Raw genomic sequence first — 18,163 nt, forward strand, 5'->3', positions numbered from 1 at the left:
TTAAAACTATGATTAGCATTCTTGGCGCCTCCTCCAGCTTTATACGGGCTCTCTCAAATTTGCCCTCTTGAGAGAAACCGTTGAATGCTTGGCGCCTGTTTCACATTCCGACAAGTCATATACCGCTGAATTTAGCCGCTCTCTCAAGCCAATAAACTTAGCCTTGACGAGATCAGAATGCGATTTACCAACAAAAAGCCACCCGCCAAACGTTCTTCCAACGACACGCAAGTAAACGAAATCTGTCCGGTCGTGAGCGAGACCCTGGACGAATGGGCAAATGCTGGAAACCTTGCAAAGAGCCAACTTTTGAATTGGCTTTCGGCCCTAGAATTCAATGATCTTGAAGACTTAAAGAGCGCCATTCTGGCTAGTTCCGAGCTTTGGGAACTTCAAGCGGCTTGCCTCAAGGCCGCTCGCAAAGAAGCACCCTGGGCTTTCGAGGAATCCGCCAAGTATCACGACGAATGGGCAAGTTTTCGAAGCGAGCCTGGTTCGAAGTACATGGCAAATTGGATTGCAGCATTCGATAATGTCGAAGCTTTCCGGCATGCGGGGAAGGCTTTCTTGAAATTTCTCCCGATTTCGGTGCTTCAATCGGCCATCACAGACCGCTCGCCAAAGAATGACGAAGAGGCCCTCATGATCGCAGCGGAGAAACGGCACCTGAGAGGTCTTGAGAGGGCTGCAAAGAAACGGAGGAAACAGGATGCTAGCTATGCGCTGCAACCCCTCTCAGAACTGCCCAAAACCATCGAGAGAGCAGCTAAAGAAGCCGGAGTGCTGGATGCCTTTCGTCCCAAGCATTTCAACATCCTGACCAAGCAAAACTTGGAAAACCTCACAAGCCTGAATACTCGGTTTCCCAACGCCGAACCAGCAATTGACTTGGTTTATGATCAGCTCTATCGGCACTGGCAGTTTGGAAATGATCGGTTGCAAATGCGGCCTATCATCCTTGCCGGCGAACCCGGCGTTGGAAAAACCAGATTGTGCCGTGAGATCGCAGATGCCTTGAATATTGACGTGACTATCAGAAGCGTTGCGGGTCATGCTGACGCAAACATTTTTGGTGTAAGCGCCGGCTGGTCAACTGCAATGCCCAGTGTCATTACAAAGGCGGTTTGCAGTGCAAGAGCGCTCAACCCGCTCATCATGATCGACGAGTTGGACAAAGCGTTGCCAAGCCACAATGGAAGTGTCTGGGCAGAACTTCTCGGGCTCCTAGAAAATACAGAAGCTCAGACGTTCTACGAACGCTTTCTGGCCACAAACGTGAATGCGTCCCACATCTGTTGGCTGTTTACAGCAAACGACTTGAGCAAGCTTCCTCGACCACTGGTAAGCCGTTGTCTGGTCGTTCGTTTCGACAGTCCCAGCATTGAACAGGTTCCTAGTATCATTCACAGCCTGAAAGCTGACTATGCGCAGGAACTGGAGGTTGACGAACGCATGTTTGGGATGACCCTGGATGACCATGACTGGTTGTTGAACACATGGCCCGAACATCAATCTATCCGCGTTCTTTCAGAACTTTTGAGAAATTTGATTGACAGATCTCAGACTCTGATTGCCTCGGCCTAAAAGGCAGAAAGTGTGTCGATACACATCCGTCGCAGATGGGATACACAAGGAACAGTCTGAGATATCCTTTACGGGTCATGTACGAACATCCAACAGGTAAGGAGACCTGATTGACCGCTGGACATGCTGGTCAGTGGAATATGGCTGCGTAGTCAGAAGCGAAGAACAAAACTTGAATATTTGTTGCCAAAATCTTGCCTCTTTCGTGCGCGCAATCACGCTTTGTTCTGCTTGGTTTGCACTTTTTGCGGCATTGCCACAAAATTCAATCTCCCATCGTTTTTAGCCTTGTGGGCATGGTGAATAGGGTTGTATACGCGTCGACGGAGACGTGGCCGAGTGGTCGAAGGCGCTCCCCTGCTAAGGGAGTAGGCGGGAAACCGTCTCGAGGGTTCGAATCCCTTCGTCTCCGCCATCAACCGGCGCGAAAATCAAAAAAATGAAGACGAGATAGAAGCTGGATCGTCGCTCTTTTTTCATGAGTGTAAGTGCCCAGCCCGTAAAGCGCTGACAGAGTTTCGATCTGTAACAAACGACGGCGGCGGCTAATACTTGATATGCGCGTCATAATGCAGGTGGCCATCAAACCGCTGTTGGAATATCAGATTTCTGGAATTGGGGAGATGCGCGGGCTGGTCGAGTTGAGAAAGCCGGTCATTGCCCCAACGGGAGGGTTACCAGCGCATGAAGCGATCAATTGAGCCAGATTTCACCGAGGCAGATATTGCTCTGATAGATGCGGCCTATGAGAAGTTGCGCCCGTCAGAGGCGATCAGCGATTGGTTCACGCAATATACTCTCAATCACAGAAAGCGGCTGGCGATCGACCTGAGGATGCTTCGGGAAAATGCGGCTGACGGTGCCACGGTTGTCGAATTCGGGTCGGCGCCTTGTCTATTGACTCATGCAGCGCAGTCGGCGGGATTTAAGGTCATCGGGCTTGATCTTGAACCTGACCGGATCACGGAAGCAACCGGATCGCTTGAGATTTTGAAATGCGATATTGAGAGGGATCCCGTGCCGCTTGACGATGGCGTCGCGGATGTTGTGATTTTCAACGAGGTTTTTGAACATCTGCGTATTGATCCGATATTCACAATCAGTGAAGTGGCCCGCGTGCTGAAACCCGGCGGGCAATTATTTCTTTCGACCCCAAACCTGCAAAGTTTGGCGGGTATTCGAAATCTGGTTCTGTCAAACCGAAGCGCGTTTGTTTGCCCCGATCCCTATGAGGAATTCAGCAAGCTGCGCACATTGGGCCATATGGGTCATGTTCGCGAATACACGACACGCGATGTCATAGAATTTCTTGAGCATTTTGATCTTAAGACACGGGAAATCATCTATCGCGGTATGCGCGGGAAACGCCTGATGCGCCTGACGCAACGCGTGTTCCCGCGCCTTCGCCCCTTCTTTTCAGCCTCTGCCGTAAAGAGGGGGTGACGTCGCATGGCGACTGATTGCGAGTTTTGATCAGCGAAAGTCTGAATTTCAATAACGGGCAGTCGCGGTCGCCCGGGCACTTTTCGGAGTGCAGTTCACCGCAGGGGCCAAACAGCCGAACTTACCGGCTGCTGAGTGGCCCTTGTCAGATGTCTCGTGAAAAGGCCAAATACGTCCGAAAGTAATGTCTTAAAGTTCTGGCAACCTGTGGACGGAGCCTGTGTATGAATAAGACCAAGCAACCCGGCACGCCCTCGTCATACTTTCGGGGACTGGCTTTCTGGTATCATCTGGTCGCATTTTTGTTTTTCTTCGTTGCGTCGCTGGTGCTTGCGTCCTCGGTTCTGGTGCCGCTGTCTTTTGCAGTTCTTTTGTTCGTTCTGCTGACGGCCACGTCGGATCAAATCGGCAGGGTCAGTCTTGGGGGGCGGACAATTCCCAAATGGATTGCGCAACTTGCGGCCATTGCGCTCGTGATAATGGGGGTTGGCGTTGTGCTGTCGATCCTGTCCAGTCAGGCGGGCGAAGTCTCGCAAGCTTTTCCGCGATATGAAGAAAAACTGACAGGTATTCTGGCGCGCGTGGTTTCGTTGGTGGGGCAAGATAACTATGCGGCCGCGCTCAAGGCGTTGAAGCAGATCAACCTGTCGGGGTTCGCGCAGGGTGTGATCGGGTCAGCCGGTGCCTTCCTCAGCGCGTTCTTTCTGGTTTTACTCTATGTCCCCTTCATGCTGATCGAGCGCACCCCGATGCGTGCAAAGATCAAGCTGGCGGTCAAAGATGAAGAAACCGCCGAGAAGGTAAGGCGTATTCTGGATCGAACATCCGACAGCGTTCAGCGGTATGTAGGCATCAAGACCTTCGCCAGCGCTCTTACAGGTTTTGGGAGCTATCTGGTGATGGCTTCGGTGGGGTTGGATTTCGCGGAAACATGGGCCGTTCTTGCCTTCATACTGAACTTCATTCCAACAGTGGGTTCGATTATTGGCGTGGCGTTGCCGACAGTGGTGGCGCTGGTTCAATTTGAAGAAGTCATCCCGCTATTGATCGTGTTGGGCGGGTGCGGCGCGGTCCAGTTTTCTGTTGGCAATATCCTGGAGCCCATGCTTTTGGGGCGAAGCCTGAATTTGTCACCCTTCATGGTTATTCTTGCGCTTACGTTTTGGACGGCAATCTGGGGTGTCGCAGGGGCTTTGATGAGCGTCCCGATAACCGTCTGCATTATGATCGTGATGTCCAACATCCCCGCCACAAAACCTATCGCGATATTGATGTCCGGTGATGGAAAAATAGATACCTGACCCGCGGCGCACCGGATCAGGTCGGATGGTCCTTGGCGATCGTGCGCAACATTTGTGAAAAGTAAAAACCCGGCGCAATGCGGTTCACGATATTGGCCAGCCGCGCCACGCGGCCCACGGGGATAAACCGCTTGCCTCGGGCATAGCCGCGAAGGATGACGCGGGCTGCGTCCTCAGGCTCCATATAGTCAACGCCGTCCGAGGCTGAACCCGGCCTGACAAACCCGCTTTGTGCCGCATCGGGGCGTCCGATGTTGGTGGCTACAAACGAAGGTGCGGCGATGCTGACACTTACACCATGCTTGATTTCTTCTGCGCCAAGCGATTTGAAGAACCCTTCAAGCGCGTGTTTGCTGGCGGCATAGGCAGTACGATGAAAAAGCGGCGCAAACCCGGCAACCGAGGATATGGCCAAGTGGGTTCCCTTGGACTGTCGCAAAGGGTGCAGAAACTGCCTGGCACAGTCGACTGCCGCGAAATAATTGATCTCGAAGAGATTTCGGTGTGAGGCCATATCGCATTCGGCGAAGGCAGAGATCTGCGAAACGCCCGCGTTGTAAATCACCAGATCAATCGACGCGCAGGATTCAATGACCTGGGTGCAGGTCTCTTTGATCTGGTCTGGTTGGGTCAGGTCGCAGGCGAATGTGGTTACGCCGTCCAAGCGGGCATAAGAGTCCAGCTCGGGGCCCGGAAGGTCGATCAGTACGGTGTGCCACCCTTGGGCACGCAGCGCCGCAGACAGGGCTCGGCCTAGTCCACCCGCGCCGCCGGTTATCACTGCGGTTTGTGTCATTGTGCGGCCTCCCACCAGCGTTGAAATGCCTCTGCGCTGGAAAGCTCGGGCTCATATCCGAAACTTGTCCTAAGCGCGGAATTGTCCAGCACAGGGCGGTACAGCAGAAAACGCACCTGTTCAGGGCCATAGCGTGACAGACCCAGAGGGCGCGCAAATGTTAGCGCAGCTTTGAGCAGCCCAGGCCGTAACCATCGTACCGACTTTCCCATCGCCGACGCGATCTGTGAAATGGTCAGCGATCCGTTGCCGGATACGTTGAAGATGCCGGCGGGACTGTCAGTCGCGGCCCGCACCAGGATTTCCGCCAGATCCTTGTCCCAGATAAAGACAAATGGGCTGTCCGATCCTTTCAGGCCCAAAAGGCGGGGCTTGCGGAACAGGGCGGTGATTTGGTTTTCGATATTTGCACCAAGTACCGTGCCAACGCGCAGGATGACCTGTTGCAGATCCGGCGCAGAGTATCTGGCCTCGGCCAGCATCTGTTCGACCAGACGTTTGTGCCAGGAATAGGCAAACTCTTCGTTGCCTCGGATCGCGTCCGTTTCCTTTAGCGGAACGGGGTTGTCTTCGTAATATCCATAGGCCGCCCCAGACGATGTTACCACCAATCGTCGGGTGCCTGCACCGATTGCGGCGTCCAGAACATTGCGCGTGCCTTCGACATCAACCCTGTATTCCAGTTCGCGGGTCGAATTCGGACCGGGTGTTACGATAGAGGCAAGATGTACAATCGTATGAGGACGCTCTTCGAGGATGACGGATTGAGGGTCATTTCCGGTCACGTTCATTTTTCTGAACCGCGCATTTGCGGGCAGGTTCGAAGGTTCCCGAATGTCGGTCGCGATGATCTCAAGATCAGATCGGGGGCCAAGTCGGTGCAGCAGCGCCGTGCCAACGGCTCCGGCTGCACCTGTGATCAGAATCCGGGTCATTGCGGAATCTCTCGTCTTGCGAAGAACGCGGCAAGGGCGATGCCCGATATTGCGTGCCAGATACCCCATAGGGCTGCGGCAACGGCCATGCCGCCCAAGCCACCGAAGAAGGCGAAGATCAGGATCAGCCCCAGCCCCGAGTTCTGGATTCCAGTTTCGATCGTGACCGAGCGACGATCGCGCTTGGACAGGCCGCCCGCGGTGGCGGTGAAGTAGCCGCCCAGAAAGGCCAGGGCGTTGTGCAGGATGACCAGCCCGATGATGGCCCCGGCAACCTGAAGGAAGTTGTCCCAGTTCGCCGCCAATGCGACGACAATGAACGCAACGAAGATGGCCATCGACAGCCACTGCATCGGTCGGCGAATGCGATCGGCAAACAGTGTAAAGCGCGCGTTCACAAACATTCCCAGGATCAGCGGCAGGATCAGCATGAACCCTACGGTGATTGCCACCGCGACCGGGTCGATTTCAGTGCGCTGCAGGATTTCACGGGTCGGGCCATAGAGATTGCCCCAGAACGCGATATTTGCGGGCGTGATGATGATCGCTGCGACGGTTGCGAAAGCTGTCATCGACACGGACAGCGCGACATTGCCCTTTGCACGATGGGTCATGAAATTCGAGATGTTCCCACCAGGACATGCCGCAACAAGAATAAGCCCCATCGCGACAGAGGGCATGGGCTTTAACGCGACGATCATCAGGAATGTCAGGGCGGGTAAAACGACGAACTGCGAAATCAGTCCGACGATCAGGGGCTTGGGCCCCCGAGCCACCCGCCGAAAATCATCAAACCTTAGGTCCAGCGCGATTGAAAACATGACGACGGCGAGGATGGCGTTCAACAGCTTCAGGTTGCTCGCGTCGAAGTTCAGTGTGACCTGGTCGATCCCGTTCATTTTTCTGCCGCCCTAAGAGCCGCGATCTGGCCCGTCACTTCGCGCCGATAGGTTGCCTTGTCGACGTAATAGGCCATGCGGGGCAGGTCGATATAGTTCATGCCGCCCGTTGCCCGCTCGAACCCTTCGGCCTTGGTTGCGCGGATCGCTTCTGCTGCCGTGTTTCCGGACCGCAACCCGGAAATATACCGAGCGATCATTTCGGCCTGCTCGTGCCGGCCCTGCCAGCCCAGCCCGGATGCTTCGACCATGCCCAGAACAAACACGTCATCCCGTTCAGGATGCATACAGTTCAGGTAAAGATGCGGTGCGTCACCTGTCCAGTTCAGAAGCGAATTGTCGATGAACGGGTAGTGCAGCTTGTACCCGGTCGCCGCAAGAATCATGTCGTACTCGGCCGAACTGCCATCCCGGAAGTGGACGGTCTTGCTATCAAACCGTGCAATGTCAGGGCGGACTTTCAGGTCGCCATGCCCGGCGTGAAACAGGATAAGCGAATTCACGATGGGGTGGGACTCGTACAGTTCGTAATCCGGTTTTGGAAACCCGTATTTCTGAGGGTTCCCCACAAACCATTTTAGAATTGCACCATCCACCTTGCGCTTCAGCCACATCGGAAGGCGAATTTTCCCGCCCATCGTGTCAGCTGGTTTGCCGAAGACGTATTTCGGAACAAAGTAGTACCCGCGACGCATGGAAATGTCGCACGAAACCCCATGGTGGATCGCATCAACTGCAATATCACAGCCCGAGTTTCCCGCGCCGATGACAAGAACCCTTTTGCCCGCAAACTGCGTTGGATAGCGGTACTGCGACGCATGGATGAATTCACCGGTGAACGTGCCTTCAAACTCAGGCAGGTTGGGTTCTGACAGGGTTCCGTTGGCGATCAGAACGCCCGCGAACTTCTGTGTTTGCTCGGTGCCGGATTTGTCGCGCCAGCGGACCTCCCACCCACCTTTGTCCAGCGGCTTGGTGCTTAGAACCTCGGCACCGAAGTGGAAGTGCTGATACAAATCGAACGCGGTGGCGAAGTCCTGAAAGTAGGTCTTTAGTTCGCGGTGTGAGGGATATTCGGCGGTTTCCTCAAGCATCGGGAAATCTGCGAATTCGGTCATGCGTTTCGAAGAAATGAGGTGGGCGGTCTCGTACATCGTGGACCGAGGTGCATCAATGTTCCACAGACCACCCACATCATCTGCCAGTTCAAATCCTTGAAACGGCACGCCCTGCTCGATGAGCGTTTTTGCCATCGCAAGACCCATAGGCCCGGCCCCGATAAGCGCAAAACTATCTTCCGGGCGGGCCTTCACCTTTACCGGCTGGCCCGCTCCAAACTGCACCTGCTCCATGCGTCTCTCCTCCTGCGACGTCATTTACCTTGAACGATCGTTCTAAATAAGGCAAACTGATTTTTGAGATGTCGCAACACGCTGTAAAAGAAAGAAAAAGGGCGCCGTCGCAGCGATCCGTAGCTGCGCGAGAGCGAATCTTGGACGCTGCCGAGCAGGTTTTTTCCGAACGGGGATTCGAAGGCGCATCGATTCGGGACATCGCAGAGCGGGCACAGGTTCAGAAGGCGAACGTGAATTTTCACGGTGGCCCGAAAGAAGAGCTGTTTGAACGGATCGTCGCGCGCCGTGCCTCCGTTCTTTCCGAAGAACGCCTGACCGCGATCAAGGCGCTGGAGGGCCAGGATTGGCAGGTCAGGGACTTTGTCGCGGCCTATATGCAACCGCTGATCACGCGCGCGTTCGGTGGTGATCCGCAATGGCTGGCCTACGCGCGTATTGTGGCGATGGTCTCTGCGGATACGCGCTGGCGGGCGCTGGCAAAGGTGCATTTCGATCCCGCCGCGTCTTTCGCGGTTCAGGCCTTGTGCGCCAGGTTCCCCGATGCCGATCCAAACCGCGTGTCCGCGTCACTGGTCTATGCGGTGTCTGCGATGCTGGCCCTGTGTACGTCCGACTGGCGTATTTCGGCCCTGTCCGGTTCCGAGGGTGGGCCCAAGGCTCAGGATATGATCGAGAATCTGCTGAGTTTTTGCGAGGCAGGCATTACTGGCAGTTTAGGCGCCGAGACCGCCTGATCCCGCGAATGGCCTCGGACCTGCCGCGCATCACGTCGGTTATGCGTATCCCAGAACCTTACGCGCGACGCGGAAGCACTCCAACGCCTGTGGGACGCCGCAGTATATGCCGATCACGTGAATAATGGCGCGAATTTCTTCGGGGGTTACACCGTTGTTAACCGCGCCTTTGCAGTGGATCTCCCATTCGTGCATCTTGCCTAACGCACCGATCATCGACAGGTTCATCATCGAGCGCGTCTTGGCGTCGATCACGTCATCGCCCCAGCCAAAGCCCCAGCACCATGCGGTCATGGCCTCTTGAAACGGGCGGGTGAAGTCATCGGCTGCGGCTAGGTTCTTCTCGACATATTCCGCGCCCAGAGTGCTTTTGCGTTGTTCCAACCCTTTCAGGAACAGGTCTTCGTCGAAAATATCTGCCATATTATCCTCTGTTTTTTCGGGTCTCGATCTGTTGTGCAGGTCTTCAGTCCACGGCTTCGCGCATCCATTGCTGCAACCGAGCAATTGAGTGTTCTGACATCACACCACAACCGGGGTCCAAGACCAATGGTCCGGGGCGGTAGCCGCGGGACTTCAGACCGCGATGAACGGATTCGACCAGACGGACATCCTCTTCGACAGTGGTTTCGCGGTCTTGGACGGCAAGTTGCCGGATCACCGCGCTTTCGGACCCGCCCTCGGTGTACCAGCCGCGCCAGACGGTGCAGTGATCGGCGTCATGTGCGCGCCAATGATAGGTGTTAAGCACGTTGCCCGGATAGCATTGGAACGAGAACATCGGCCAAAGAAACCACGATTGATAATCGCCCGCGTGCGGTACAGACATGTCGATCGGGTAGGTCATCTTGTCGAGGCTCTGACACTCGGTCGTATGACGCAGGACATAGCCGCCGCCCGCATCGGGCTGGATGTCATATGTCTCGGGCTTGACGACGCCTTCGGCAAAGGTTGGGTGGTTGGTCGGGCAGTGGTAGCATTCCGAATAGTTCTCGATGCTGACTTTCCAGTTGCAGTTTTCTTGGATTTCCACCCATTCCAGCGGTTCCAGATCGTCGATCTGTGGAACAAAGGCACGGATTTCCTCGCGCACGCCGGGGTACCAGTCGTCCATGGGCGCGGCGTCATCGTCGAGGTTGACGAAGATGAAACCGTTGAACACCTCGGTCCGCACCGAAGTCAGGCAAATGGCGCTGCGGTCGAAACCGGGAACTGATTTGATGTTTGGTCCGGCGCGCAACTGGCCTGACAGCTCATAGGTCCAGGAATGATAGGGGCAGACGACAACGCGGGTATTGCCCGCGCCGCTGACCATCTCATGCGCCCGGTGCTGGCAGACGTTGTAAAACGTGCGGATTTCACCGTCACGACCGCGAATGCAGAACAGGTTCTGGCCCGCAATCTCGAAGGCGAAGTAATCGCCGGGTTCGCGCACCTGCGCCACGTGGCCCGCGAATTGCCAGGTTCGCGCCAAAAGCCCCTGCATTTCCTGCACGAAGATCGCAGGGTCGGTATAGTATCGCGCGTCCAGTGAATGGGTCAGGGGGGCGTTCATTCGGGCTCCTCTGCGTAAAGACCAAGGTGGTGCCTGCGTTGGTGAAACTTCTCGACCCTGTCGACGATTTCATCGCTGGACACAGCCACCACAAAGGACAGCAGCGTTTCCAGCAAAGCGATGGTCGAGACGGAAGAAGGGAAGAATTGCGGCGTGTCAGCCGCCACGACAAAGCCGTGCTGCGCGTTCAGGATCACTGGGCTGGCGGGGCTGTCCGAGATGCCGATGACGGTCAGACCCTGTTGCCGGGCCAGTTTGATCGCGTCGATCACCTCGGTCCGGTATGGGTGGCAGGTGATGGCGATCAGCACGTCCTGCTCATCCGCCCAGGCCAGATCGTCCACGGGGGTCGATCCGGGCCGCGGTATGGCATGGAACTGCTTCATCCCCGTCGACGCCAGATAGGTGAAGTTGCGCGCGTTCGAGTTGTTCACGCCGACGCCCAGGGTAAAGATCTGGCGACAGTTCCAGATATCCTCGGCGGCCGCCTTCAGGCGGGCGGCGTCGATCCCGGCAAAGGTGTCCTCGATATTGCGGATCGCAGCACCGACCATATCGGCATAAAGCCCGCCCAGTTCACCCGATTTGCCGATATCCTGCAACCAGCGGGCGCGATCGGGAAAGGATATACCACCGCGCCGAATTGCATCGCGGAAGGGCGCGCGGAAATCCTCATAACCTTCGAAGCCCACTTGCCGCGCCATGCGGACAAAGGTGTTGGGCTTGACCTTGGCGGCTTCGGCGATCTCGCGCACCGTCGAAACCCCGACATCCGTGGGGTTTTCCAGCACATAGCGCGCGGCCTTCTGTGCCTCGGGCGTCAGGGCGTCCCATTCTTCACTGAGACGATCCAATACGGTGGATGATACATTTGTGTCATTCATGATTGACGATGGTACAAATGTGGAATTAGCCTGTCGAGCAGAAAAGCGACTCGGGAAGAGGAAATGTCATGTCCGAGAAGAAATTGCCCACCCACACCCGCGTGGTCATCGTTGGAGGCGGCGTCATGGGGGTCGGTCTGGCCTATCATCTGGCGCATGAAGGCTGGGGCGAGGATACCGTCCTGCTGGAAAAGGCCGAACTGACCAGCGGCAGCACATGGCACGCGGCGGGCCAGATCACGCATTCGACCTCAAGCTTTGGTTTGGGGAAATGCGTGGATTACAATATCGGTTTGTACTCCGGTGCTCTGGAAGCCGAGACCGGCCAGCCGGTGACATGGCATGGCTGCGGCTCGTTCCGTCTGGCCTATACCGAGGATGAGATGGACTGGCTGCGCCACACGCTGTCGGTGGGTCGCTCGCTGGGGTTCAATATTGAACTGGTTGGCCCTGAGAAGGTGGCCGAGCTGCACCCGTTTTATAACTTGGACGGTGTTCTGGGCGCGCTGAACACGCCCGATGACGGCCATGTGGACCCAACCAATGTGACCATGGCGATGGCCACGGGCGCGCGCCAAAGGAGCGTCCGCATCTTCCGCAACTGTCGCGCCACCAACATCACGCAGGCCGAGAATGGCGAATGGGTGGTTGAAACCGAAATGGGCACCATCACTTGCGAGCATGTGGTGAACGCGGGCGGCACCTATGCGCGTCAGATGGGCGAATGGTCCGGGCTGCAACTGCCGATGACCTCGATGACACACCATTACTTCGTGACCGAGCCGGTGCCCGAGTTCCAGAATCTGGACAAGGAATTGCCGGTTATCCGCGATGACCGCAAAGTCTCGGGCTATATCCGCATGGAGCAAAATCGGGGCCTGATCGGGATTTATGAAAAAGAAAACCCGAACTCGGTTTGGCACGATCATTGCCCATGGGAATATGAAAACTGGCTGTTCGACGCGGATTACGACCGGGTGATGCCGTGGCTTGAGGAAAGCCTGAACAGGATGCCGATCTTTGCCGAGTTGGGCATTCAGCGCGATGTGCATGGGGCGATTTCGCACCCACCCGATGGCAATCCTTTGATCGGGCCTGCACCGGGCGTGCGGAATTACTGGTGCTGCTGCGGCACCCAGATCGGCATTGGCTGGGGGCCGGGCCTGACGCGTGAGTTGGCGCGCTGGATGGTGCATAGGGCCGCCGATATCTCTATGCGCGAGTTCGATCCGCGCCGGTTCGGCAGCTATGCCACGAAGGACTGGCAGGTGATCAAGGCCGAGGAAGATTATTGCCTGCGCCACGAAATCCCTTTTCCGCATTTCAACCGGCTCCAGGGGCGCCCGATCAAACCGTCGCCTTTGTATGATCTGCTGAACTCCAAGGGCGCGGTCCATGAGGAGGTCTATGGGTTTGAACGCCCCCGCTGGTTCGCGCGGGATGGGGTGGAACAGCGTGACCACTATTCCTTCCGCCGAACCCCCGCCGATGACATGGTCGCAGCCGAGGTCAAAGCGGTGCGCGAACGCGTCGGCATCATGGATGTGACCGCCTTTACCAAGATCGAGGTTTCAGGACCGGACGCCTATGCGTTGCTGGATCGGCTGACCGCCAACCGGATGCCGCAAAAGGTCGGCTCGATCACGCTGACCCATATGCTGAACCGCCGTGGCCGGATCGAGTTGGAGACAACCATCGTCCGAATGGCCGAGGATCGCTTTTATCTGGTCTGCGCGGCCTTCTTCGAACAACGCCTGCTGGACCATATGACGCAACAGCGTGTGGATGAGGATGTGCAGATCAACGCTTTGTCCGCTGACTGGTCTGCCTTGTCACTGAACGGCCCCCGATCGCGGGATGTGCTGGCGCGGTGCACCGATGCCGATCTGACCAATGCCGGGTTCCGTTGGCTCTCGGCGCAGGAAATCGACATCGCGGGTCACAAGGTCTGGGCTTTCCGCATGTCCTATGCCGGGGAACTGGGCTGGGAGTTGCACATGCCAAACGCCGCCTGTTTGGACGTTTACTCGGCGCTTTGGGCCGCCGGAGAACCGCACGGCATCGCCGACTATGGTAGCTTTGCCATGAATGTGATGCGGATGGAGAAGGGCTTCAAAGGCGCAGGCGAGCTGACCAATGAGGTCACTCTGGCCGAGGCCGATGTGCTGCGCTTTGCGCGCACCGACAAGGAGTATCTGGGCAAAGACAAGACCCTGAACAGCGACCTGCCGTGGGTTTGCGCTTATCTGGAGATTGAACCGGATGGTGAGATCGACGGACATGGCGGTGAGGCGGTGATGCTGGATGGCCGCGTCGTCGGCTCGATCGCATCGGTGGCCTATGGGCATACCGTCGGCAAGATCCTCGCCTTCGCTTACGTCAAACCCGAGGCCGCCACACCCGGCACAGCCTTGCAGGTCGTGATCCACGGCCGACCCCGCGTGGCCTGCGTGCTGGATGAACCGGCTTACGATCCCCAAAGCTTTTTGCCACGCACTGACACCGTACTGGAGGCCGCGCAATGACCCTGCCCGATACAATGAAAGCCATGGTCACGATGGGTCATGGCGGATTAGAACAAATGGTGTTGCACCCCAACTGGCCCCGCCCCGAACCGGCTGCCAATGAAGTGCTGATCAAGGTCGCCGCCTGCGGTCTGAACAACACGGACGTCAATACGCGGTCGGGCTGGTATTCCAAGACCGTCACTGACGCGACCACCGGAGGCGCGTTTGAAGAGGTAGGCGAAGAAGACCCCACCTGGGGAGGCAACCCGATCACCTTCCCACGCATCCAAGGAGCTGATATCTGTGGCCATATCGTCGCCGTAGGCGAAGGCGTCGACCCGGCCCGCATCGGTCAGCGTGTAATCACAGATGGCTGGTTGCGCGACCCGGATGATCCCGGAAACAAGGACAAAACCGGCTACTACGGCTCGGAACGGGACGGAGGGTTTGCGGAATACGCCACCACTCTGGCCGTGAATGCTGTGCCGATTACCTCCGACCTGTCGGATGCGGAATTGGCGACGTTTTCCTGTTCCTACTCGACCGCCGAGGGGATGCTGACCCGCGCCAATGTCAGCCAGAATGACACCGTTCTGGTGCCCGGAGCCTCGGGCGGGGTCGGAGGCGCATTGGTGCAACTGGCCAAACGTCGCGGCGCGCGGGTCATTGCACTGGCGTCCGAGGCGAAACACGCCGACGTCGCCGCACTTGGCCCGGACAAAATCCTGCCGCGCGCGCCCGATAACTTGCGTGCGGCGCTGGGGGACGAAAAAATCACAGTGGTCGCCGATGTGGTCGGTGGCCCCTATTGGTCCAACCTGATCGACATCCTTGAACGTGGCGGGCGCTATACCTGTTCCGGTGCCATCGCAGGGCCAATGGTGGATTTTGACCTGCGCACCTTCTATTTGCGCGACCTGACCTTCACCGGCTCGACCGTCATCGACCCGCAGGTGATGCAAAACCTCGTCAAATATATCGAGGCGGGTCAGATCAAACCGGCCCTTGCCGCGACTTATCCGCTGGAAGAACTGCGCGAGGCGCAGGCCGCGTTCATCGCGAAACAACACACTGGAAACATTGTGGTGATCCCATGACCATGGATGATGTCCTCGAAGCCGCGCGGCGGTTGCATTACACGCATCCCGATCTGGCTGCGTTCGGAGATTGGCCCGATGACTTGTTTGCCGCTGATGTGCAGCCAAACGCGATTCCGGCGGTTCCCCTGGTGCAGGCAATCCGGCCCGACGCCGGGCCGACCCTAGCCCTGACCGAGGCAATTCGCGCAACCGCACATCTGGCCAACTGGAAACAGACCTATACTGAAGACGAAGTCGGAGCCGATTTCCTGAATCGCTATGGATATTACGAGCTGTTCGGTCCAACGGGCCATTTCTACTCGGCGCAACTGCGCGGCTATGTGGCCTATTGGGGTGACGGGCTGAACTATGATTGGCACAGCCACAAGGCCGAAGAACTGTACCTGATCGCCGCTGGCCGCGCGCGGTTTCGCGTTCAAGGAAATGAGGCCGACCTAACCCCCAATCAAACCCGCTTGCATGCCAGTTGGCAGAGCCATGCCATGATCACCACCGACAGCCCGATCCTGACCTATGTGTTGTGGCGCGGCGAAGGCTTGGACGATCTGCCCCAGATGGACGCCGCATGAAGATTACCAAACTCATCCTCTGGTCTGTCGACCTCAGCAGCCATGAAACGTACCGCATGGCCGAAGGCAAAACCTGCGCCACGGTCAAAACCCATGTCCTGTGCCTAATCACAGATACTGGCCTGCAAGGGTGGGGTGAGGTTTGCCCGATCCCCCACTACCTTCCGGCCTATGCCGATGGTGTTCCCGCCGCGATTACTGAAATGGCCCCGGAAATCCTCGGGATGTCACCTTTCGGGGCGGACGCGCCCATGCGCAAGCTTGATGGGTTTTTGCCAGGTCATCGCTACGCCAAGTCCGCCGTCGATCTGGCGCTGTGGGATTTGTTCGGCCAAGCCACGGGCCAACCGGTCTATGCGCTGTTGGGCGGGCGCACGCGCAAGGACATGCCGCTTTATCACTCGATCACCTGCGTTGCTCCGGATGAGATGGCCCGCATCGCGCAAGTCGCCTATCAGACAGGCATTCGCCAGTTTCAGGTCAAACTTGGGGTCGAAGCCGATTGGCAGGCCGACGCTGAACGCCTGATCAAAGTGCGCGAGGCCGTGGGGCAGGGCCCTATCGTCTATGGCGACTGGAACTGCGGCGCATCGCGTCTTCAGGCCACACGCACGGGCCGCGCGGTGGCGCATCTGGATGTGATGCTGGAACAGCCCTGCAAAACGCTGAAAGATTGTGCTGCCGTCCGGCAAGCCACTGGCCTGCCGATGAAGATCGACGAGAACGCACATGATCTGGCCTCGCTGCTGCGGGCGCATGAACTTGGCTGCATGGATGCGGTGGCGTTAAAACTATCTAAGTTCGGAGGTCTGTCGGCCATGCGCCGTGCACGGGACCTGACCGTATATCTGGGGGCCGAAATCTGCGCCGAGTGCACATGGGGGTCCGATATCGTCACCGCGGCCGCGCTGCATTTCGCGGCCTCGACCCCGCAGGGATCGCTGATGAACACCTGTGATCTGTCCTCTTACGTGGCGCCACGCCTTTGCCCCGATGCGCCCAGCCGCAAAGACGGCCGCATTGCTCCGCCTGAAGGACACGGTTTGGGCGTGACGCCCGACCCGGATATCCTTGGCGCCCCGATATTGGAGATTGCCTGAGATGCGCAAGATCAACACCCAATCCGAATGGATCGCCCGTGCGAATGAGGTCTTGCCCGCTGGGGGTTTTGGCAATTTCGACCCCGGCATCATTATCGCACGTGGCGAGGGCAGCCACGTCTGGGATGAGGACGGCAATGAATACATCGACTATCTGATCGGGTCCGGCCCGATGCTGCTGGGCCACGGCCACCCCGAAGTGATGGAGGCAGTGCTGGAGCAACTGCCCAAGGGCATGACCTTCTTTGCCAATAACGCCAAGGGTATCGAACTGGCTGAGGCTATTGTCGATGCGGTGCCGTGCTGCGAACAGGTGCGTTTTGTGGCCTCGGGTGGCGAGGCCGACATGTACGCCATCCGTCTGGCCCGCGCCTATACCGGGCGTGACAAGATTCTGAAATTTGAAGGCGGCTATCATGGCATGAGCGCCGAGGCGCAGATGAGCCTTGCCCCCAGCCGTCGGGTCAACTTTCCGCAAGCGGTTCCTGACAGCGCCGGGATACCTGCGGGGGTGGCCGAGCAGATGCTGATTGCGCCGTTCAACGACCTTGAGGCCGTCGCGGCCCTGCTGAATGAGCATGACGATATCGCTGCGATCATGGTCGAACCTTTGCAGCGGATCATCCCGCCCTTGCCCGGATACCTGCAAGGGCTGCGCGACTTGTGCGACAAGCACAACGTCCTGCTGATCTTTGACGAGATCGTCACAGGGTTCCGTCTGGCCTATGGCGGCGCGCAGGAGAAATACGGTGTGACACCCGATATCTGCACGCTGGGCAAGATCATCGGCGGAGGGTTCCCATTGGCTGCGCTGGGTGCAAGCGCCGAGATCATGAAACATTTCGACAAGGATCAGGTTGGCGAGGACGGGTGGCTGATGCAGCTTGGGACCTTGTCGGGAAACCCGGTGGCCTCGGTCGCGGGCCTGAAAACTATGGAGGTTCTTCGGCGCGACGGCGTCTATGACCAACTGCGCGCAACGGGTGCAGCGTTGCAACAGATGCAGGGTACTGCCTTGGTCAAAGCCGGGATTCCGTTTCGGATTTGCGGCGACGAGACGTTGTTCGATATCTTTTTCACGGAAAACGATTGCCGTGAGTACCGCAGCGCCAAGCATGATGATCCGCATCGTAACGTGATTTACAACAACAGCTTAAGGGCGAGCGGGATATTCAAGTCGCCGGGCAAGCTTTATCCTTCCTTGGCTGTGACGGAAGCGGACCTGCAACAGACTAAGCACGCGGTTGAAAAAGCGGTCCAGATAATTGCCAATGCCTAAACGGATTTAGTCTGGGCAAAGAAACGGGCCGCTGCCAGTTGATGACAGCGGCCCTGACTGATTGGATGTCCGGGGCTGCACCTCGCCCCCTCGAATACCACTTAAAAATACGGACAGACTTG

At 57.4% G+C, this 18,163-nt stretch carries 16 protein-coding genes and 1 tRNA gene; 10 read left to right on the forward strand and 7 right to left on the reverse strand.

Annotated features, from left to right (window positions below):
- Positions 1–177: 177 nt before the first annotated feature.
- The 4 genes from ACT2B1_RS03015 (at position 178) to ACT2B1_RS03030 (ending at position 4,328) form a co-directional block, all read left to right on the forward strand.
- Positions 178–1,584 carry an AAA family ATPase gene (locus ACT2B1_RS03015; protein WP_481668543.1) on the forward strand — a complete coding sequence of 469 codons (1,407 nt, stop codon included), beginning with the start codon at positions 178–180 and terminating at the stop codon, positions 1,582–1,584.
- A gap of 325 nt (positions 1,585–1,909) precedes the next feature.
- Positions 1,910–1,999: transfer RNA gene (locus tag ACT2B1_RS03020), tRNA-Ser, on the forward strand.
- Between the two features lie 269 nt (positions 2,000–2,268).
- Positions 2,269–3,027 (forward strand): class I SAM-dependent methyltransferase, encoded by a 759-nt coding sequence (locus ACT2B1_RS03025; RefSeq protein WP_171211695.1) that lies wholly within the window; start codon positions 2,269–2,271, stop codon positions 3,025–3,027.
- Positions 3,028–3,251: 224 nt separating this feature from the next.
- Entirely contained in the window at positions 3,252–4,328 is a 1,077-nt protein-coding gene (locus ACT2B1_RS03030; RefSeq protein WP_481668544.1) for an AI-2E family transporter, read from the forward strand.
- A gap of 16 nt (positions 4,329–4,344) precedes the next feature.
- Here the strand turns inward: ACT2B1_RS03030 and ACT2B1_RS03035 are convergent, their stop codons facing one another.
- The 4 genes from ACT2B1_RS03035 to ACT2B1_RS03050 are packed head-to-tail and all read right to left on the reverse strand — an operon-like array spanning position 4,345 to position 8,310.
- On the reverse strand, positions 4,345–5,124 hold the full coding sequence (locus ACT2B1_RS03035; protein WP_171211697.1) for an SDR family NAD(P)-dependent oxidoreductase: 780 nt from the start codon (positions 5,122–5,124) through the stop codon (positions 4,345–4,347).
- Positions 5,121–6,059, reverse strand: coding sequence for an SDR family oxidoreductase (locus ACT2B1_RS03040; RefSeq protein ID WP_481668545.1), 939 nt, complete (start codon positions 6,057–6,059; stop codon positions 5,121–5,123). The genes ACT2B1_RS03035 and ACT2B1_RS03040 overlap by 4 nt, the downstream gene beginning before the upstream one ends.
- Positions 6,056–6,958 (reverse strand): bile acid:sodium symporter family protein, encoded by a 903-nt coding sequence (locus ACT2B1_RS03045; protein ID WP_171239956.1) that lies wholly within the window; start codon positions 6,956–6,958, stop codon positions 6,056–6,058. Before ACT2B1_RS03045 ends, ACT2B1_RS03040 begins: the two co-directional genes overlap by 4 nt.
- Positions 6,955–8,310 carry a flavin-containing monooxygenase gene (locus tag ACT2B1_RS03050; protein ID WP_171239955.1) on the reverse strand — a complete coding sequence of 452 codons (1,356 nt, stop codon included), beginning with the start codon at positions 8,308–8,310 and terminating at the stop codon, positions 6,955–6,957. Before ACT2B1_RS03050 ends, ACT2B1_RS03045 begins: the two co-directional genes overlap by 4 nt.
- A 140-nt stretch (positions 8,311–8,450) precedes the next feature.
- Here ACT2B1_RS03050 and ACT2B1_RS03055 point away from each other — a divergent pair, with 140 nt between their 5' ends.
- On the forward strand, positions 8,451–9,047 hold the full coding sequence (locus ACT2B1_RS03055; RefSeq protein WP_254449181.1) for a TetR/AcrR family transcriptional regulator: 597 nt from the start codon (positions 8,451–8,453) through the stop codon (positions 9,045–9,047).
- Between the two features lie 39 nt (positions 9,048–9,086).
- Here ACT2B1_RS03055 and ACT2B1_RS03060 read toward each other — a convergent pair whose 3' ends face one another.
- Genes ACT2B1_RS03060 through ACT2B1_RS03070 form a run of 3 tightly spaced genes read right to left on the reverse strand, consistent with a single transcriptional unit; the run spans position 9,087 to position 11,486 of the window.
- Positions 9,087–9,470, reverse strand: coding sequence for a carboxymuconolactone decarboxylase family protein (locus ACT2B1_RS03060; protein WP_171239953.1), 384 nt, complete (start codon positions 9,468–9,470; stop codon positions 9,087–9,089).
- A 43-nt stretch (positions 9,471–9,513) separates the two neighbouring features.
- Positions 9,514–10,602 (reverse strand): aromatic ring-hydroxylating oxygenase subunit alpha, encoded by a 1,089-nt coding sequence (locus ACT2B1_RS03065; RefSeq protein ID WP_481668546.1) that lies wholly within the window; start codon positions 10,600–10,602, stop codon positions 9,514–9,516.
- Positions 10,599–11,486, reverse strand: coding sequence for a MurR/RpiR family transcriptional regulator (locus ACT2B1_RS03070; protein ID WP_481668547.1), 888 nt, complete (start codon positions 11,484–11,486; stop codon positions 10,599–10,601). Before ACT2B1_RS03070 ends, ACT2B1_RS03065 begins: the two co-directional genes overlap by 4 nt.
- A 68-nt stretch (positions 11,487–11,554) precedes the next feature.
- Between ACT2B1_RS03070 and ACT2B1_RS03075 the strand changes: the two genes are divergently transcribed.
- Genes ACT2B1_RS03075 through ACT2B1_RS03095 form a run of 5 tightly spaced genes read left to right on the forward strand, consistent with a single transcriptional unit; the run spans position 11,555 to position 18,041 of the window.
- Positions 11,555–14,011 (forward strand): FAD-dependent oxidoreductase, encoded by a 2,457-nt coding sequence (locus tag ACT2B1_RS03075; RefSeq protein ID WP_481668548.1) that lies wholly within the window; start codon positions 11,555–11,557, stop codon positions 14,009–14,011.
- Positions 14,008–15,090: an alcohol dehydrogenase family protein gene (locus ACT2B1_RS03080; RefSeq protein ID WP_481668549.1), complete on the forward strand. Its 1,083-nt coding sequence runs from the start codon at positions 14,008–14,010 to the stop codon at positions 15,088–15,090. The genes ACT2B1_RS03075 and ACT2B1_RS03080 overlap by 4 nt, the downstream gene beginning before the upstream one ends.
- A complete protein-coding gene (locus tag ACT2B1_RS03085; RefSeq protein WP_171239950.1) occupies positions 15,087–15,662 on the forward strand; it encodes a dimethylsulfonioproprionate lyase family protein in 576 nt (191 codons plus the stop codon). The genes ACT2B1_RS03080 and ACT2B1_RS03085 overlap by 4 nt, the downstream gene beginning before the upstream one ends.
- A complete protein-coding gene (locus ACT2B1_RS03090) occupies positions 15,659–16,762 on the forward strand; it encodes a mandelate racemase/muconate lactonizing enzyme family protein (protein ID WP_481668550.1) in 1,104 nt (367 codons plus the stop codon). The genes ACT2B1_RS03085 and ACT2B1_RS03090 overlap by 4 nt, the downstream gene beginning before the upstream one ends.
- A 1-nt stretch (position 16,763) precedes the next feature.
- Positions 16,764–18,041 carry an aspartate aminotransferase family protein gene (locus ACT2B1_RS03095; RefSeq protein WP_171239948.1) on the forward strand — a complete coding sequence of 426 codons (1,278 nt, stop codon included), beginning with the start codon at positions 16,764–16,766 and terminating at the stop codon, positions 18,039–18,041.
- The last annotated feature ends 122 nt before the right edge of the window (positions 18,042–18,163 follow it).

Source organism: Ruegeria sp. S263 (assembly GCF_056780525.1).

Bases quoted from the DNA above. Each gene is read 5' to 3' on its own strand.
- ACT2B1_RS03025 (WP_171211695.1), top strand. From the start codon at position 2,269: ATGAAGCGATCAATTGAGCCAGATTTCACCGAGGCAGATATTGCTCTG.
- ACT2B1_RS03015 (WP_481668543.1), top strand. From the start codon at position 178: ATGCGATTTACCAACAAAAAGCCACCCGCCAAACGTTCTTCCAACGAC.
- ACT2B1_RS03070 (WP_481668547.1), bottom strand. From the start codon at position 11,486: ATGAATGACACAAATGTATCATCCACCGTATTGGATCGTCTCAGTGAA.
- ACT2B1_RS03045 (WP_171239956.1), bottom strand. From the start codon at position 6,958: ATGAACGGGATCGACCAGGTCACACTGAACTTCGACGCGAGCAACCTG.
- ACT2B1_RS03065 (WP_481668546.1), bottom strand. From the start codon at position 10,602: ATGAACGCCCCCCTGACCCATTCACTGGACGCGCGATACTATACCGAC.
- ACT2B1_RS03095 (WP_171239948.1), top strand. From the start codon at position 16,764: ATGCGCAAGATCAACACCCAATCCGAATGGATCGCCCGTGCGAATGAG.
- ACT2B1_RS03060 (WP_171239953.1), bottom strand. From the start codon at position 9,470: ATGGCAGATATTTTCGACGAAGACCTGTTCCTGAAAGGGTTGGAACAA.
- ACT2B1_RS03035 (WP_171211697.1), bottom strand. From the start codon at position 5,124: ATGACACAAACCGCAGTGATAACCGGCGGCGCGGGTGGACTAGGCCGA.
- ACT2B1_RS03040 (WP_481668545.1), bottom strand. From the start codon at position 6,059: ATGACCCGGATTCTGATCACAGGTGCAGCCGGAGCCGTTGGCACGGCG.
- ACT2B1_RS03085 (WP_171239950.1), top strand. From the start codon at position 15,087: ATGACCATGGATGATGTCCTCGAAGCCGCGCGGCGGTTGCATTACACG.
- ACT2B1_RS03050 (WP_171239955.1), bottom strand. From the start codon at position 8,310: ATGGAGCAGGTGCAGTTTGGAGCGGGCCAGCCGGTAAAGGTGAAGGCC.
- ACT2B1_RS03090 (WP_481668550.1), top strand. From the start codon at position 15,659: ATGAAGATTACCAAACTCATCCTCTGGTCTGTCGACCTCAGCAGCCAT.
- ACT2B1_RS03080 (WP_481668549.1), top strand. From the start codon at position 14,008: ATGACCCTGCCCGATACAATGAAAGCCATGGTCACGATGGGTCATGGC.
- ACT2B1_RS03075 (WP_481668548.1), top strand. From the start codon at position 11,555: ATGTCCGAGAAGAAATTGCCCACCCACACCCGCGTGGTCATCGTTGGA.
- ACT2B1_RS03030 (WP_481668544.1), top strand. From the start codon at position 3,252: ATGAATAAGACCAAGCAACCCGGCACGCCCTCGTCATACTTTCGGGGA.